Origin of the sequence: Bacillus proteolyticus (genome assembly GCF_001884065.1) — a bacterium.
GTDB lineage: Bacteria > Bacillota > Bacilli > Bacillales > Bacillaceae_G > Bacillus_A > Bacillus_A proteolyticus.
On record NZ_MACH01000142.1, the window covers coordinates 58,418 to 74,820 of the forward strand.

Here is a 16,403-nt window from a genome sequence, read left to right on the forward strand (position 1 = left end):
TTAAAGTTTCACCTTGTTTAATCTATCAGAAACAATTAAAAAACACATCTAATATGCTTAGTAAAAATAATAAAAAGGTTCACCTCTCGTAAATATAGAATTACTTACTACACAAATAGTTTAGTAAATAAAAGAGGAGTGTAGTTGCATGTTACATGTTTTAAAACAACAATATAATCTTATTAGCTCTACAAGAGAAACTCTATTTTCGTTTTTGGAAGAAATCTCACTAGAAAAATTACATAGCACTGTTCCGAATTTCGGAAGCGGTAGTATTATAAAGACGCATATTCATGTAGCCGATTGCTATCGATACTGGCTTGGATCATTCGCATTCAAACAAAAGCGAGCAGATTTTTCATTTGCTAGTGATTATGAAATTGAGCATGCAGATGTCACGAAGGTCCGTGCTAGATTTAAGTTAGTAGATGAAACTGTACAACGTTTTTTAGATGAATACAATGACCGTTGGCTCGAAAATATAGCAAATGAAGTGAAATGGCAAAAAGAACCTTGGAGTACAACTCCGCTATGGCTTTTAACTCATACGGAGACACATGAGTTTCATCATAAAGGACAAATCGTATCAATGGCTCGTCACCTTGGATACACACCTCCTGATACAGACCTTAGTTAGTTAATTACTGCAACTATACTTAATAAACACAAAAAGAAAGAGCACGTTTTGATTAATCTTTTTCAAAACATGCTCTTTCTTTCCGTAAATAAGTTAATCGTTTATTATATTACTTGCTCACCTATAACACCTGTTAATTAAAAGACTCCCTCGTTACCTCAATAAATTGCCGTAACGGCGATGCCATCCATTTATCTTTATGCCAAGCAATTTGTGTATAAATCGGAGAAATTGCATTTTCTAAATGTAACTCTTTTATCGTCCCTTCTCGTATATCTTTTTCTACTACTATAGCTGGTAACACGGCTATACCTAAATCTGCAATAACACATTGTTTAATTGCCTCTACACTAACAAACTCAATCTTATTTGCCGGATACACATCTTCCGTACGAAACAGCTCTTCAAATAAAGTTCGATACGAGCACCCTAGTTCTGTTAACAAAAGTGTTTCCCTCTCTAAATCTTTTATAGAAACGGAAGTTTGTTCAAATAAACGATGCCCTGGAGCAGCTACTACTTTTAATTCTTCTTTCATAAGCGGCTCCACATGTAAAGCATCTTCTGTTTTACATTCGTCCAAAATAAATGCAAGATCGACTTTTCCCTCCATCAATTGTTCTTTCGCATCTTTATTGGAATGTGCGGGTTTAAATATAAGCTTTATTTGAGGAAATTGTGCTTTAAACCTCTTTAATATAGAAGGAAGTCTATATGTACATTGACTCTCTTGTGCACCGATTATTAACGTACCTGCTATTTCCTCATCATCTTTCACTGCCATTTTCGCTTCGTTACTAAGTGCAATCATCTTGTCGGCATATAGTTGAAACTTCCTGCCCGCTTCAGTTAAGAAAAGACGTTTTCCTAATCTTTCAAATAATGGTGTACCAAGCTCTGCCTCTAACGTTTTAATTTGCGCTGTCACGCTCGACTGAGCAAAGTTCAATTTCTTCGCAGTTTGCGTAAAATTCAAAGTGTCCGCTGCTACTTTAAATGTAATTAATTGTTTTATCTCCATTTATCATCCCTCTTTTCAATCAGTATTTCCGATTGATTCCATCGAAATAATCCTCTTTGTCTATTGATATTTATATTGTATGATAAAGAGCATCGACAAACAATATAATGGAGGTATTCCATATGAAAGCACTTTGTTTCGAAACATTCGGAAACGCTGATGTACTACAATATAAAGAAATACATGATCCAATCATAAATCCAAATGAAATTCTTGTTCGCACGAAAGCAATCGGTTTAAATTTCGCTGATATTTATAGACGCCGCGGCGATTATCATCTCGCTGGCAATCCGCCTTATATATTAGGTTATGAAGGCGCTGGGATTGTTGAAAAAGTAGGTGCTGAAGTTACTACTATCCATCCTGGAGACCGTATTGCATTTGCTGATGTCCCATTTGCAAACGCAGAACTAGTAGCTGTTCCATCAGAGAAAGCAATTCCACTTCCTGAATCTATCTCTTTTGAAACAGCTGCTTCTGTATTATTACAAGGATTAACTGCACACTATTTAACAAAAGATAGCTATCAAATAAAACAAGGTGATATAGCTTTAGTACACGCTGCGGCTGGCGGTGTTGGTCAACTTCTCGTTCAGATGATTAAATTACAAGGCGGAAAAGTAATTGGTCTAACATCATCAAAAGAAAAAGCACAGGTAGCTACGTTAGCCGGCGCCAATCACGTATTTTTATATACTGAATCCTGGCATACGAAAGTACTTGAAATGACTAGTAGTGCTGGCGTAAATGTAGTATATGAATCAGTAGGTTCTACATTAGAGGAAAGCTTTAGCGCTACTAAAATTGGTGGTACCGTTGTATTTTACGGAATGGCTGGTGGTAATCCTGCGCCTGTAGATCCACGTATGCTTATGGATACTTCAAAAACTTTAACTGGCGGAGACCTTTGGAACGTTCTTACTACGTATGAAGAACGCAAGCAACGCTCTACTCAATTATTTGATTGGATCACTGCAGGAGAATTAAATATCGCGAGTCCTAGGACATTCTCTTTACAAGATGGTGCCCGTGCTCATGAATTATTAGAGAGCAGAAAAAGTACAGGGAAGATTTTATTAATCCCGTAATCGTTCCAATTTAAAAAGGAAAAATAAACATATAAAAGAGCATCGATTACGATGCTCTTTTATTATGGAATTTTATTCGTTTCTTTTTATTTCAGTAATTTCCAGCTCATCATATGAAATAATGTCGATTATATGGTTCAAACAAGGAATTTGATAGTGAATGAACTGCTCTTCAGGAAATATAAATTCAGCAATTGTTCCTGCTTTAACAAAATCTAAATATCTTGATTTTGAGTAAACTCTAAAAATTCTACCTTCTGAAATTTCGTAGTCATCCATTACAGTAAACGATTCATTAGTAACGGAGTAAGCAATATACGAGTCAAAATCCAATTGAACAATTGGCAGATTGTCATCAACATCAATGGATGATGCTTCTATTTCAACCTCATCTGTAATTTTCGTGAGTCCCTTAGTTTTGTTAACTTTACACCTATCAATAAGTACCCTCAGTGAATTTTCTTCAGGTTCAAACAATTTGTTTAAATATATATATCCTTTAAATTCCATCAAATCTTGAAAATCCATTACTTCCCCCCATTTTGAAAATCTATCTGAAACAGTTGCGATTCTCTTTACATTACTACTCAACCAAGATTTTATACACCTATTCTAATCAACTGTAACATAAATCATTGTACACTCTTACTTTATGTTGAAAGTGGTACTGTTTTTGGTACAAAGTCAACGAAAAGTGATTTAAATCAATAAAAAAAGACCCTTCCGCTTATGCGAAAAGGCATACGAACTTATTTGTTATTTTGAGTAAAACTCACCCTAAAGAGATTTCATTAAGATCTTTCTAGCTTCGTTTTCTTATTTCTATTTGAGATATAATTATATTTCTACACTTTCTTTCCCTTTTGCAACATAACTCATATCTCCAACCGACTCGACTGTATATGTTCCATCTTGATATACAATCTTCGTCACACTAGCATTTTCCACTCCAAGTTTTGTTTTGCTACTGTCTAACATTTCTATTAAGGTTGTAATCAAAAGCCCATGAACGACAACTAAAACATTACCGCCACCATTTCCAGCAGCTTCTTCACTAATTTTATCAATCTCTGCTTTTATACGAGTAGAAAATAATTCCCAATCTTCCGCCTGTTTCGTAGGGTCTGCTGCTCTAATAAGATTAATCACTTCTTGAATAGAAAACTTCATGAGTTCTTCTGGTGATGCAACGCCCGCAGCTTTTCCAACCACATCCCACATATTTTCAAGCTTTTCACCTTCAAAAATACCAAAATTTAATTCTCGTAAATCTTTCCTTTTCTCAAGTTTCAATTTTGATTGCTCACTATATTTTAATACTAAATTAGCAGTTTCAATCGCTCGGCCGCTATCACTACTATACGCATTTGTAAAATGAATATCTTTTAATCCCGTTCCTAAATTTGTGGCAACTTCCACACCTTTTTCTACTAACGGAGAGTCTGCCCAACCTTGCGCGCGATGATTCGTATTTAATATTGTTTTACCGTGTCTCGTAACATATAACGTAACTACATTCTCATTGCTATCTTTTTCTCGCTTATTCATTTTATTCTCTCCCTTTACATTTCTATATCAATTTTACCACCTTAATTATTCATTGAGCAAAATATATGTAAGTAGATTCGTTTAATAAAAAAGCTACCTTTCTGTATATTCCTACAAAAAGGTAGCGTATTTTATGATTACACTTCTTAACTGATACCCCTACTCAGCAAAAGCACTCGAATATTGTACAATTCCTTCTACACCTTCAAGAGCATTTTCTGTTAATTCCATTACCATAAACACTTCTTCAGGCACTTCAAATGGCGCTTTTATATTCCACTCACTTGCTTTCTTAAAACCAAATTTCGGATAGTATTCTGGATGCCCTAACACAACAACCGATCCATATCCAAGTTCTTTCGCTTTTTCTAATGCAGCTACAATAAGTTTCCCGCCAATTCCTCTTTTCTGATGGCCCCTAGTAACCGACACTGGCGCAAGCGCTAATGATTCTACAGACGCTCCATCTTTTTCTATTGTAATTTTTGATAACATAATGTGACCAACTATTTCTTCATCTACCGCAACGATAGATAACTCTGGAACAAACGCGTCACATTCTCTAATACGTTTTACAAGTTCATGTTCTTTTTTATCACTAAATTCTTCACTTAAAAATGCTTGTTGTACAACTTCTTCTGTTTTTCTATAATCGTTTTTTTGTTCTTGTCTAATTGCTACCATTTTAACTTATCCTCTATTCTTTCTTATTTCCTTTTCAATTTTACGAAGCGCTTTTTTCGATCCGCGCTCAATATCATGCTGCATTTTTCTTTCTTTATAATCAACAAATAGTGTATTTAAATCATATCCTTCTGGGTATAATTCTTTCGCCGCTACCTCTAAAGTAATACGTTTTACATTCACTTCAACGAATTCACCGTTATAATATACAACGACATTATAGAAATTATCTTTTTCCTTATATACAATCCCGAAATCGTTATGATCTAACAATTTCACACGGTCGCCTTTTCTGTATTCATAGTGCTCTTCTCTTTTTTCCTGCACGAATTTCGGTTTTCTAATTTTACTTTCATTCACTTTTTCTAGAGCGTATTCTTTATTTCCCATATACTCTTTCGCTCTTTGCAGTACATGTTCTCTCACATTCATTTTATTCGCAATCCAAAGTGCATTACTTTCACCTGATTTACCGATCACTAATTTATAAAGTGGCTCTAGTGTCTCACTATTAAATTGCATTGCTGCGTTCATAAAATCACCATGCATTTCTGAAAAGCGTTTAATTTCACCGTAATGCGTACTTGCAATTGTAATACATCCCGCAAGGTAAAATTCTTCTAAAATAGATATCGCAAGCGCCGCACCTTCACTCGGTTCTGTACCGCTTCCTATTTCGTCAAATAACAGTAACGTATTATTATTTGACATCCTCATGATTTCAGAAAGATTTTTCATATGAGACGAAAATGTACTTAGTGCATTTTCGATACTTTGATTATCACCAATGTCTACAAATACATTTTCGAAAATAGCAATTTCTGTTTCTTTATCTCCAGCGATATGAAGGCCTGACATTGTCGCTAATGTTAACAATCCGATTGTTTTTAGCACAATTGTTTTCCCGCCCGCATTTGGTCCTGTAATAATTAAACTTCGATAGCTTTGACCGATTTCAAAGTTCAATGGTACTACTTTCCCACTTAAAAGCGGGTGCTTACAATTCACTAAATGAATGTAGCCATGATCATTTAATTTCGGCTCTATTCCATCGATTGATTTACTGAACTTCGCTTTCGCAAATACCATATCATATTGACTAATCAATTCCATATTAATTTTTATATGATAAATATTTTCTAATACCACTCCTGATAAAGTCGCTAAAATTTGATACTCTTCCATCGCTTCTTCTGCTTTCAAACTTGCGAGCTCCGCATTTAACTTTGTAACCGTATGTGGTTCTATAAATACAGTAGAACCTTTAGCCGAAGCTTCAACGATACTCCCGGCAACTTGATTTTTATAGGTAGATTTGATTGGAATCGTATAGCGATCATCCTTTTTACTAATAAAGAATTCCTGAATATACTTCTTATTTGCACTACTATTTAAAAACTTCGTTAAACGTTCTTTTATTTTTCCATCAACAGAATTAATGTTATTTCGAATTCGTTTTAACTCTTTACTAGCCGCCGCATCAATGCTATTTCCTTTAATCGAAAAGTTAATTTCTTCTTCGACACTTTTAAATTCAGTCATTGAATTTGCATAAGAGGCTAATACTGGAGCAAAGAATTCTTTATCTAGCATAAACCTTTTAATCTTTCGGCACCCACGTAAAAAGTCTGAAACGCTCACTAACTCTGCTGGGTCTAAAATCATCCCTTTTTCTAATTTTTGAATTGTACTAGCGATATTGGAAATTCCGAAGAAAGGAACATGCCCTTCTGCATCTACTATAGCTCGTGCTTCTGTCGTTTCATTTAAGCGATTTCTCACTACTTTTATACTTGTACTCGGCTCTAATTTATTTAATAATTCCTTACCTAATCCACTTACACAATATGATTTCACTATTTCCATTAATCCGTTATATTGTAACTTTTCAAAAGTCATCGTATTCATTTTGTTTCTCCTCACTATGATTGATTTATATCATAAATGAAGATACCTACTCATTAGATTCCAATGAGTTCTACATTATTCAATTACCATTTTTATACATCAAAAACATATACAAAAAAGCTGCGGGGATACCGCAGCTTTTACATTTACAAGGCAAGTGTAATAACATATGAGGAAATAAGCCATAAAAAACAGATGGCAATCCCCTTATTACACGCTTTATAAAGTATTGTAGGTATCTTCATAGGTTTCGAAATAAATCCATGACAAAATTAGGGGTATGATGTACATAAAAATCCCCTGGTCTCATCCGATTTATTTCATTAAATTTTTCCTATTTAGTACCTACCGCACTCACAAAAAGCACCTCTCATTAATTTATATTATAGTCATTGAAATCTAATTTACTGAAATCATCATACTATATGTTTTGTAATAAGTAAAGGTGCCAGACTATTGCCTTTCACACCTGAGGAAGGTCCCTTTTTTCACTTCGTAGACTGTAAAACTTTCATATAATCAGCCTTTTTCTCAAGGGTCTTTTTCGCATCTTCAGCCGTTAATATATAATCTACTGCAATATTTTTTAATACATCCTTATTAACGTCTGGCAGCTTAATCGTTATATCTTCCACACTACTCTTACTATTTTCAATCGTTTTATTAAATTCCTTAATAATTCTTGCAGCCTCCGCTAATGTTTCCATATGTACAGGATTGTTTACATCTAAAACAGTATTACTTCTAAAAACTGCCGTATAATACTGCTTCAAATTTTTCTTCGCTATTTCTTTCTCGGCATTCTTATCGAAAACAGTATCCCCCGCCTGTATTTGAGCGAAAATAAGGATAGTATTATTCTCTTTTTTTTCATAATATGTATTGAATCTTTCTTGTAAATCATTCGCTTCTTTTTTTATTTTATAGTTATCATTATTTACTTTTGGAGAGATTTGTCCCTCGAAAGAAAGTTGAAATTGCAAATACGGTTCATCGACTTGCTGTACAGAAACTATCCGCCACTTTGGACCAAGGAAATCTTTTCCGCTATCCAGTGTTTCAACTTGGTTTAGTTTAACAGAAATACCATACTCCGATTTTGTATAACTTTGTGCTTTTTGTTCAAGTTCTTCATCCGTTATATCACATGATGTTAATAGTAATAAAATAAATACTATGCTATATTTCATTTTTGTTTTTTTCATATTTCCTCTCCTTTTTCTACTACTTCCTATACAGAAATACCCTTAAAAATTTAAAATTACGATTTATATAAAGAACTTCCTCTAATAACCGCTACATCAAATTGTCTCCGCTAACATTAATAATAAAAACTCATCATCTTGCTTTAGAAAGCCCTAATAACCAAAAGTGTAAAAACACCCATTCATTATTATTTTACACTTATAGTGTAATTTTACACTATAATCATTTTATCGTAAAGCAAATATAACATCTATTAAAATCACGTTAAAAACATACTAATATTTAGTTCTATAGCAATCACAGTACGATTTTTATTATTACGAAAAACAATATATAAATCTTTTATATTCAACGCTCGGTCGTACATTATAATTTTTGAAGCCTCCCCATTTCAGGCAAGGCTTCTTAATTTCCAGCAGGGATTTTTTGCAGTTTGTTGTATTTCATAGTTATACAGGAATATGACTCATATTTAAAAAGGAAATGATTATGACTGAACTTAAAGATCGACTACAAGTAGATGATAAAGAGAAATGGGATTTAACGGATATTCACCATATATTTGAAGATTAAGAAAGCGATTTTCATAAAATTGAAGTATTAACGAAAGAATTTCACGAGTTGTTGGTGGTTCTGGGGTAAGAGCTACATCCGCCAGAACTGATCTATTACCTTTAAACCAAGGAGATGTTCTTCGAGTACGAATAAGAGAAGCCACGGGTGACATTATTTATTCCAACGCATCTCTTGTTGTTTCAAAAGTCGACTAGTTCATTTATTAAAATAAAAATTCAGGTATGATAACAATATAAAAAGAAGAGGAAGACTTATATTTCAGTCTACCTCTTCTTTTCATCACCAATTTACTGCTGAACATATATGGAAACTGAGCCTCCACTTACATAGAATTGCCCCAATCCATCCTTATTAATTGTTACAGTATTTGTTTGATTACCCGTAATATCGTACCATACTTCCCCAGCGTTATTCTTTCCAACATCCATCCACTTTGATCCTCCTGGTCCATCAGAGATTAATGTCGCTAAACCAGAATTAGCATGTACACCATCACCCTCTCTTGTCCAGCCAATCACATCTGGATGGTCCAAATAATCACGTTGCGTACCATATGCAAAGTTTTTTCGCGCCGTCAAAATCGGATCAATTTTATCTTTTAACGCTGGAATTTCATAACTACTATTTCCGCTTGTCCCATAGTAATCACCATAGAAAACTGAAGGATAGCCCTCTGCACGTGTTAAAATAAATGCATATGCCAACGGTTTAAACCACGGACTTACTACAGATTCCAATGACTGCCCAGGTTGAGAATCATGATTCTCAACGAGAGTAACTGCGAGTGCAGGGTGATTTTGCATTACTGTTCCATTTAAAATATTTCTCATATCATAATTCCCATTTCCTGTTGAAGCATAATGAAAATTGTAATGAAGCGGTGCATCAAACACAGATTGATTATAATTGACTTTCGCTAAATAATTGTTTAAAGCCTGAATATCATTTTGCCAATATTCTGCTACCGTAAACATTTCTTTCCCCGTTTGCTGTCTGACATGATTTACCCAATCGCGTAAATATTCATGATCAATATGTTTAACAGCATCCAAACGAAAACCATCTAAATTTAATTCATTCGCATACCACATTCCCCATTTTTTCATCTCATTCGCAACATCAGGATGATCAAAATCAAGATCTGCATACATCAAATAATCATAATTTCCATTCTCGCTAGACACTTCCCAGTCCCACGCTTTACCTATCCCCCTAAATTTATAAATTCGATTTAATTTTCTTCCTTCATCCCAATCCGTTCCGTCAAAATGATACCATTTCCATTTGAAATTAGAATAAGCATCTCTGCGCCCTGGAAAGTTAAAACCCGTCCATGCACTAATTTCATAATCACCTGACACTTCAATATTTCGATTGTTACGGTCTACCTCAACAGCTGTTACGGTTTCAGTATAATCAGCCCCACCTTTATGATTCATAACTACATCACCGTATACGTCGATGTTTTGCTTATGTAAAGCGTCAATTGCAGATTTCAACTGTGCTTTTGTCCCATATTTCGTCCGCACCGTTCCTTTTTGATTAAACTCTCCCAAATCATATAAATCATAGGCCCCATACCCTACATCATTTTGCGAAGTCCCTTTATATGCAGGTGGTATCCATACAGATGTGATTCCTTTATGGGCTAAACTTTCAGCATCAGAACGCAAACGATTCCAATGATCCCCATCATTCGGAGCGTACCACTCAAAATACTGCATTAGTGTTCCATTGTTTATCGTTGCTGCTTCTGCCTTGTTTCCCTCATATATATTAGGAAAAAGCAAAATAAAAAATAAACAGACTACCGTAATCCTTTTCAACATATTTACACCATCCCCTTCAAGAAAACGTTTGCATAATTCTTCAAATTATTATAATATTCGTTCTACAGTTAGTAAAGTAACAATCTTTTAATCTCTCACATTATTTTTCAAAATATGAATTCAACTATTCCACAAGTACCCCCACATAGTTTAAAATTCACATCGTATTCAAAATTGTATACAATTTATCTATAAAAGTATGACGGAGGGATTTCTATGACAGACTTTCAAAAACAATTTTTCGCACGTTTACATATAGAAGAAAAAGAAACCGTATCATTTGAAGATTTATCTCAAATTATGTATAGAATGGCGCAAACTGTTCCATTTGAAAACTTAAATGTTCTCGAAAATAACTTTAAAGAAATATCAAAAGAGAATTTAAAAGAAAAAATTTTAGTAAACAACCGTGGCGGTCTTTGTTATGAACTAAATCCTACTATGTATTACTTTCTTAAAGACTTTGGATTGGATGTTTATTTAGTTTCAGGGACAGTTTATAATGCTGCAAACTCTATATGGGCTGTCGATTCCGGACATATCGCAACTGTTTTAAAACATCATCATGAACTTTATTTAATTGAAGTAGGATTCGGATCATACTTACCTCTTGCACCTGTTCCTTTCTCAGGTGAAGTCGTTCACTCAGTAACAGGAGATTATCGTGTTCGCAAAGAAACAACTGAAAAAGGAAATTACATTTTAGAAATGCGTAAAAACAATGAGTTTCTGGATCAATCTTCTAATGATGATTGGACGTTAGGTTATGCATTTTATATAGAAGAAGTGGATGAAACGAAAGCAAATGCAGCACAAAAAATCATCGTTGAACATGAGGGCTCACCATTTAACAAAGTACCTCTTATTGTAAAACTTACACATGACGGACACGCTTCTTTAACAAAAGATAGTCTTACAATAACAAAAGACGGTAAAAAATCTAAAGAAGAAGTTACAGACGAGCAATATACAAATCTTTTACATTCGAAGTTCGGAATTACACTATAACTGTTTAAGCCTTGCTATTTACAGCAAGGCTTTTCAATTTTCAGCAGGGATTTTTTGCAATTTGTTGTATTTCATAGTTATATAGGAATATAACTACATATTTAGAAAGGAAATGATTATGACTGAACTTAAAGATCGACTACAAGTAGCTGATAAAGAAAAATGGGATTTAACGGATATTTACCATACAATTGAAGATTGGGAAAGCGATTTTCATAAAATTGAAGTATTAACGAATGAATTACACAAGTTTAATGGAAATATTCACGATGGCAATAGTTTATTAGCTTATTTAACAAAGAGTGAAGAAATTTCTAGCATAATATCTTTAATGTTCGCTTATGCACGATTACAATCTGATCTTGATACACGCGATACTGACGCTCAATCCCTCGTCGATAAAGTATCACAATTACACGTGAAAGTAAGTGCGGCTAAATCTTTCTTTTCCCCATTCTTACTTAGCGTAGATGAAAACACATTACATGCTTACATAGAAGAAGCAGAAGGCTTACAATATTATAAAGAAGACTTATTTGAACTATACCGTTATAAAAAACACGTATTGAATAAGGACCAAGAAGAGATTTTATCACAAATGGGTGAAGCACTTTCCTCCCCGCAGCATACATTTGGCATGTTAAATAATGCAGATATACTATTTGGCGACGTGACTACTGCTGATGGAGAAAAAGTAAATTTAACGCGTGGAATGTATGCAAAGTTAATAGAAGATGAGAATCGTGAGAAGCGTAAAGAAGCTTATAAAGCTTATTACAAACCATATGTTCAGTTAAAAAACTCTATCGCTTCTACTCTATCTGCTGCTATTAAAAATAATGTTACTGTTTCAAAGCTAAGAAAATATCCATCAGCTTTAGAAAAATCATTATTTGGCGATATGGTTCCGAAAGAAGTATATGAAAATTTAATCGATACGACGAAAAAAAACATTCAATCATTACATACATATAATGAACTTAGAAAAGAAAAATTAAATGTAGATGAACTAAGACAATACGACTTGAGTGTTGATTTAGTAAAAGGTGTAAAGCAAGACATTCCATACGACGAAGCGTTTGACATAATGATCGCGTCACTAGCTCCTTTAGGTGAAGAATATATCGAAACATTAAAAAGCTTTAAAGATAAACGCTATATAGACGTGAGAGAAACACCTGGAAAACGTTCTGGCGCTTATAACTTTGGTGTATACGGTGTTCATCCTTTCATTCTTTTAAATCATCACGATGATTTAAATAGCCTTTTCACTCTAACTCATGAATGTGGCCACGGTATGCATACGCATTACTCACACGGATACCAACCAAGAATTTCTGCACACTATACTATCTTTGTTGCAGAAGTCGCTTCTACAGTAAATGAAGTGTTATTAATTCACTATTTATTAAAAGAAGCAAAAGAAACGAACGTGCGTAATCATTTAATTAACCATTTTATCGAGAGCTTTAAAGGTACTTTCTTTACACAAATCATGTTTGCTGAGTTTGAAAAGATCACACATGAAATGGCCGAGCAAGGTAAACCATTAAATGCCCAAGTCTTTAGTGAAATTTATGAAAAGTTATTTAGAGAATATAATGGCGACTCCCTCATATTTGACGAAGAAGTAAAATATGGCTGGTCTAGAATCCCTCATTTCTACCGTCCATTTTACGTGTACAAATACGCAACGGGCTTCGCCTCTGCAATCCAAATCGCCGATAAATTATTAAGCGGCGATCCAAATGCTCAGAAAAATTATATTGAATTCCTTAAAGGTGGAAGTTCTGACTATCCATTAAACCTACTGAAAAAAGCTGGCGTTGATTTAACTACGCCAGAACCGATTGAAAGTGCACTAAATCGTTTTAGCTCACTTGTTGAAGAGTTTTCAGCATTGTAGAAAAAAGGATGCAGAGTATATGCTCTGCATCCTTTTTTCATTTGAATCACTTTACTCTAAATGCTGCTGCGTCACACAATGAATCATACCACCATACGCATACAATTCATTTACATAAACACCAACAACTCTTCTACCTGGAAATTGCCCTTCAATAATTTGAAGCCCTAACTTATCATGTTCATCACCGTATATAGGAACCAATACAACTTCATTGCCAATATAAAAATTCAAATACGAACCTTTACAGTCTGCCTCTTTTACCACTTGTCTTGTTACAGGTACTGGGATGAGCTGAAATGGATTTCCATCTATATTTCTTGCTTGTCGCAATTCTTGATAATGTTTTTCTTGCGCCTCCAAAAGGTACGACTCTCCTTCCTCAAAAGGATCATATTCATATAGAATCGTATTTTCATTTACAAAACGTGCTGCACCATCAATATGGTAATCCGTATCTTCATCATAATTATCTTCTCCGCGAATACCAGTTATCCATATAAAATTCGTTACTCCCAAATACTTCGTTAATTCCATTTCAATCTCTTCCTGGCTTAGTGTAGGATTTCGATTCTCATTTATAATAGAAGTTTTCGCTGCCATTAAGGTCCCGTTTCCGTTTACCTCAATTCCCCCGCCCTCTATACAGACACTAGATTCAACTTTTGGAATGCTATACCTCTCACTTATTTTAGTTGGTATTATAGCATCGTTTTCATACGGATATTTATCCCCCCAACCATTAAATACCCAGTGTGTTAGGCGGAGATTTCCCTCTTTATCTTTCACAAAGATTGGTCCATTATCTCTGATCCAAACATCGTCAGTTTCCTGAACTAAGAAATCAATTTTATCCATATTTACTTTTTTTTCCATTAGATTTGATTGGACATGTACTTTCTCTTCCTCATCACATACAACAATATGCACATTTTCTCCGTAATGAAGCTCCTTTGCCATCGTTACCCAAATATCATCTAACTTAGCTCTGTAACCTTCACCTCTATGCGCTTTATCATGAGGCCATTGGAGCCATGTCCCCTCATGTTTCTCCCATTCTGCAGGCATATAAAACAAACTATTTTCTATATTTCTCATACATGTTCACCCCTTCTCTGAATGTAAGTACAGTCTATACTTTGACATCGTGTTAAGGTCAACAGAAATATATTCATTTACTTGTAGTAATTTTATAAAGCGATTCTTTATTTCTCCTTGTGATACACTATTTCTCCTTGTAAAACCGTCACTAAAACTTTCGCATTCGGAATCTTATCGGCACTCATTTTAGTAATATCTTCATTCAGTAATACCATATCAGCTGATTTCCCTACTTCAATCGAACCTGTAGTGTTATCAAGACCTAGCGCTTTAGCTGGCTTAATTGTATAGGCATCAATAGCTGCGTATACATCAGACAAGCCCTTTTCATCAATGCTTAATGCATTCGAAATCGTCACAAGTGGATTCAGTTCATTTACATCCCAATCACTACTAAGTGATACATTTGCACCTGTTTTCCAAATTTGTCCTAACGGCATAATTCGTTTCATTTGCTGGTCTGTAAAATACGTACTTGCCCAGCTTTGTTTAGGATCTTCCGCAAAATCATGCCCTACTTGGAAATCAGCGCTAATACCTAATTTAGCAAAACGATCTATATCACTATCTTCTACCATTTCCACATGCGTAAGCGTATAAGGCTGATTCGCCCCTTCTTTTTTCGCTGCCTCAATCGCATTTAAACTCTCTCTTACTCCACCATCCCCAATTGTATGAATGAGTGCACCGTAACCAATTTTATTAAGTTCCGTCAACCACCACTTCATTTTTTCTTCTGGAATATAGTTCAAACCATACGGCGTTCCTTGAAACCACTCAAATTTATATTTTTCAAGCGTTTTAGCTGTACTATTAATACTAATTCCATCACTATACATTTTCACTTGATTAATAAGCATGCGGGATGACAAATCATCACGTTTAATTTTCTTAAAATACTCCATTTGTTCTGCTTCATTTAAATTCGGATATACCCATGGACGAAGTACTACTCGCGTTGTTAACTTTTTTTCATCATGTACTTTATTCCAAACATCTAACCAGCCTCGTTTCCAATAAAGACGGCCATCACCAACTGTAGTTATACCATTCTTCGCAACTTCATCTAAACCGTCTAACAAACCGTCATAATTCTTTTCAAAAAGTTTCGGCTGAGAATTCCATGCTTTTTCCATCACAATATCTCCAGCTGTATCATAAAGAATACCAAAAGCTTCTCTTGTCTCTGAATCCCGAATGATTCTTCCACCCTGCGGATCTTTCGTATCTTTATTTATCCCAGCTAACTCCAACGCTTTCGAGTTAACCCATACAGAATGGGAGGTTCTTTCCATAATTAATACTGGATTATTAGGAAATAACTCATCAAGAACTTGTAATGGAGTTTGTTGTTCTGACTTTTCGTCCATATCTTTTAACAGCTCTTCCAAACTAAATCCCGTTCCACTTATCCATTCGCCATCTTTCACATCTTTTTTACAAGCCTTTAAATACGAGCGTTGTTCTTGCAGGGAAGCATCTGGTGAGACACTACAATTCCCTGCTGCTGGTGATTTTGCTTCAAATATATGATTATGATTGTCCACAAAACCAGGGAGGATAAAACGTCCTTGTAAATCCACCACTTTCGTATCTTCATTTATAAATCCCTCTACATCCTTGTTTGAACCAACAAATGTAATTTTCCCCTCTTTAACGGCTACAGCCTCTACGATGTCTTGCTTTCCGTTTGAAGTATAGATTGTACCATTTTTAAACACTATATTTTTAGGTAACTGATTAGGTAAAACAGCGCTACCACTCTCACCTTCTCCTACTCCAGAAGTACATGCCGAAATCCATACCATACTTAGAATCAGACAAATAATCATGATTGTTCTTCTCATATTCTCTCTCCTTTTTATTATGATAAATTGCTTTCGTACATAGA

13 protein-coding genes and 1 pseudogene are annotated in these 16,403 nt (G+C 34.6%); 5 read left to right on the forward strand and 9 right to left on the reverse strand.

Translation table 11 applies throughout. The annotated features are described in order from the left end of the window. Positions 1 to 148: 148 nt before the first annotated feature. Positions 149 to 637, forward strand: a complete 489-nt coding sequence (locus tag BAQ49_RS25600) for a DinB family protein (protein ID WP_071747571.1) — start codon at positions 149 to 151, stop codon at positions 635 to 637. 133 nt (positions 638 to 770) lie between these two features. Here BAQ49_RS25600 and BAQ49_RS25605 read toward each other — a convergent pair whose 3' ends face one another. Further along, the gene (locus BAQ49_RS25605; RefSeq protein ID WP_071747572.1) at positions 771 to 1,658 is read right to left on the reverse strand and encodes a LysR family transcriptional regulator; all 888 of its coding nucleotides are present in this window, start codon (positions 1,656 to 1,658) and stop codon (positions 771 to 773) included. A 122-nt stretch (positions 1,659 to 1,780) separates the two neighbouring features. Here BAQ49_RS25605 and BAQ49_RS25610 point away from each other — a divergent pair, with 122 nt between their 5' ends. Continuing rightward, a complete protein-coding gene (locus BAQ49_RS25610) occupies positions 1,781 to 2,746 on the forward strand; it encodes a quinone oxidoreductase family protein (protein WP_071747573.1) in 966 nt (321 codons plus the stop codon). A gap of 72 nt (positions 2,747 to 2,818) precedes the next feature. Here BAQ49_RS25610 and BAQ49_RS25615 read toward each other — a convergent pair whose 3' ends face one another. The 5 genes from BAQ49_RS25615 to BAQ49_RS25635 all read right to left on the reverse strand — a co-directional run bounded on the left by BAQ49_RS25615 (position 2,819) and on the right by BAQ49_RS25635 (position 8,091). Further along, positions 2,819 to 3,274 (reverse strand): hypothetical protein, encoded by a 456-nt coding sequence (locus BAQ49_RS25615; RefSeq protein WP_071747574.1) that lies wholly within the window; start codon positions 3,272 to 3,274, stop codon positions 2,819 to 2,821. Between the two features lie 309 nt (positions 3,275 to 3,583). After that, positions 3,584 to 4,294: a histidine phosphatase family protein gene (locus tag BAQ49_RS25620; RefSeq protein ID WP_071747575.1), complete on the reverse strand. Its 711-nt coding sequence runs from the start codon at positions 4,292 to 4,294 to the stop codon at positions 3,584 to 3,586. A 159-nt stretch (positions 4,295 to 4,453) separates the two neighbouring features. After that, the gene (locus BAQ49_RS25625; protein WP_071747576.1) at positions 4,454 to 4,978 is read right to left on the reverse strand and encodes a GNAT family N-acetyltransferase; all 525 of its coding nucleotides are present in this window, start codon (positions 4,976 to 4,978) and stop codon (positions 4,454 to 4,456) included. A gap of 6 nt (positions 4,979 to 4,984) precedes the next feature. Next, complete coding sequence (locus BAQ49_RS25630) at positions 4,985 to 6,886, reverse strand: endonuclease MutS2 (RefSeq protein ID WP_071747577.1); 1,902 nt, start codon at positions 6,884 to 6,886, stop codon at positions 4,985 to 4,987. A gap of 488 nt (positions 6,887 to 7,374) precedes the next feature. Next, the gene (locus tag BAQ49_RS25635) at positions 7,375 to 8,091 is read right to left on the reverse strand and encodes a hypothetical protein (protein ID WP_071747578.1); all 717 of its coding nucleotides are present in this window, start codon (positions 8,089 to 8,091) and stop codon (positions 7,375 to 7,377) included. Between the two features lie 615 nt (positions 8,092 to 8,706). On the opposite strand from BAQ49_RS25635, the pseudogene BAQ49_RS32535 reads away from it, so the two are divergent. Continuing rightward, positions 8,707 to 8,862, forward strand: a pseudogene (locus BAQ49_RS32535) (exosporium leader peptide); the annotation flags it as partial. Between the two features lie 93 nt (positions 8,863 to 8,955). On the opposite strand, the gene amyS reads toward BAQ49_RS32535, so the two are convergent. Continuing rightward, positions 8,956 to 10,497 carry an alpha-amylase gene (amyS, locus tag BAQ49_RS25640; RefSeq protein WP_071747579.1) on the reverse strand — a complete coding sequence of 514 codons (1,542 nt, stop codon included), beginning with the start codon at positions 10,495 to 10,497 and terminating at the stop codon, positions 8,956 to 8,958. A 216-nt stretch (positions 10,498 to 10,713) separates the two neighbouring features. Between amyS and BAQ49_RS25645 the strand changes: the two genes are divergently transcribed. Together BAQ49_RS25645 and pepF are read left to right on the forward strand one after the other, a co-directional pair. After that, on the forward strand, positions 10,714 to 11,505 hold the full coding sequence (locus tag BAQ49_RS25645; RefSeq protein WP_071747580.1) for an arylamine N-acetyltransferase family protein: 792 nt from the start codon (positions 10,714 to 10,716) through the stop codon (positions 11,503 to 11,505). Positions 11,506 to 11,623: 118 nt separating this feature from the next. Then, a complete protein-coding gene (gene pepF / locus BAQ49_RS25650) occupies positions 11,624 to 13,411 on the forward strand; it encodes an oligoendopeptidase F (protein WP_071747581.1) in 1,788 nt (595 codons plus the stop codon). Between the two features lie 51 nt (positions 13,412 to 13,462). Here the strand turns inward: pepF and BAQ49_RS25655 are convergent, their stop codons facing one another. Together BAQ49_RS25655 and BAQ49_RS25660 are read right to left on the reverse strand one after the other, a co-directional pair. After that, a complete protein-coding gene (locus tag BAQ49_RS25655; protein WP_071747582.1) occupies positions 13,463 to 14,509 on the reverse strand; it encodes an agmatine deiminase family protein in 1,047 nt (348 codons plus the stop codon). A gap of 107 nt (positions 14,510 to 14,616) precedes the next feature. Further along, on the reverse strand, positions 14,617 to 16,359 hold the full coding sequence (locus BAQ49_RS25660; RefSeq protein WP_071747583.1) for an amidohydrolase: 1,743 nt from the start codon (positions 16,357 to 16,359) through the stop codon (positions 14,617 to 14,619). Positions 16,360 to 16,403: the final 44 nt, after the last annotated feature.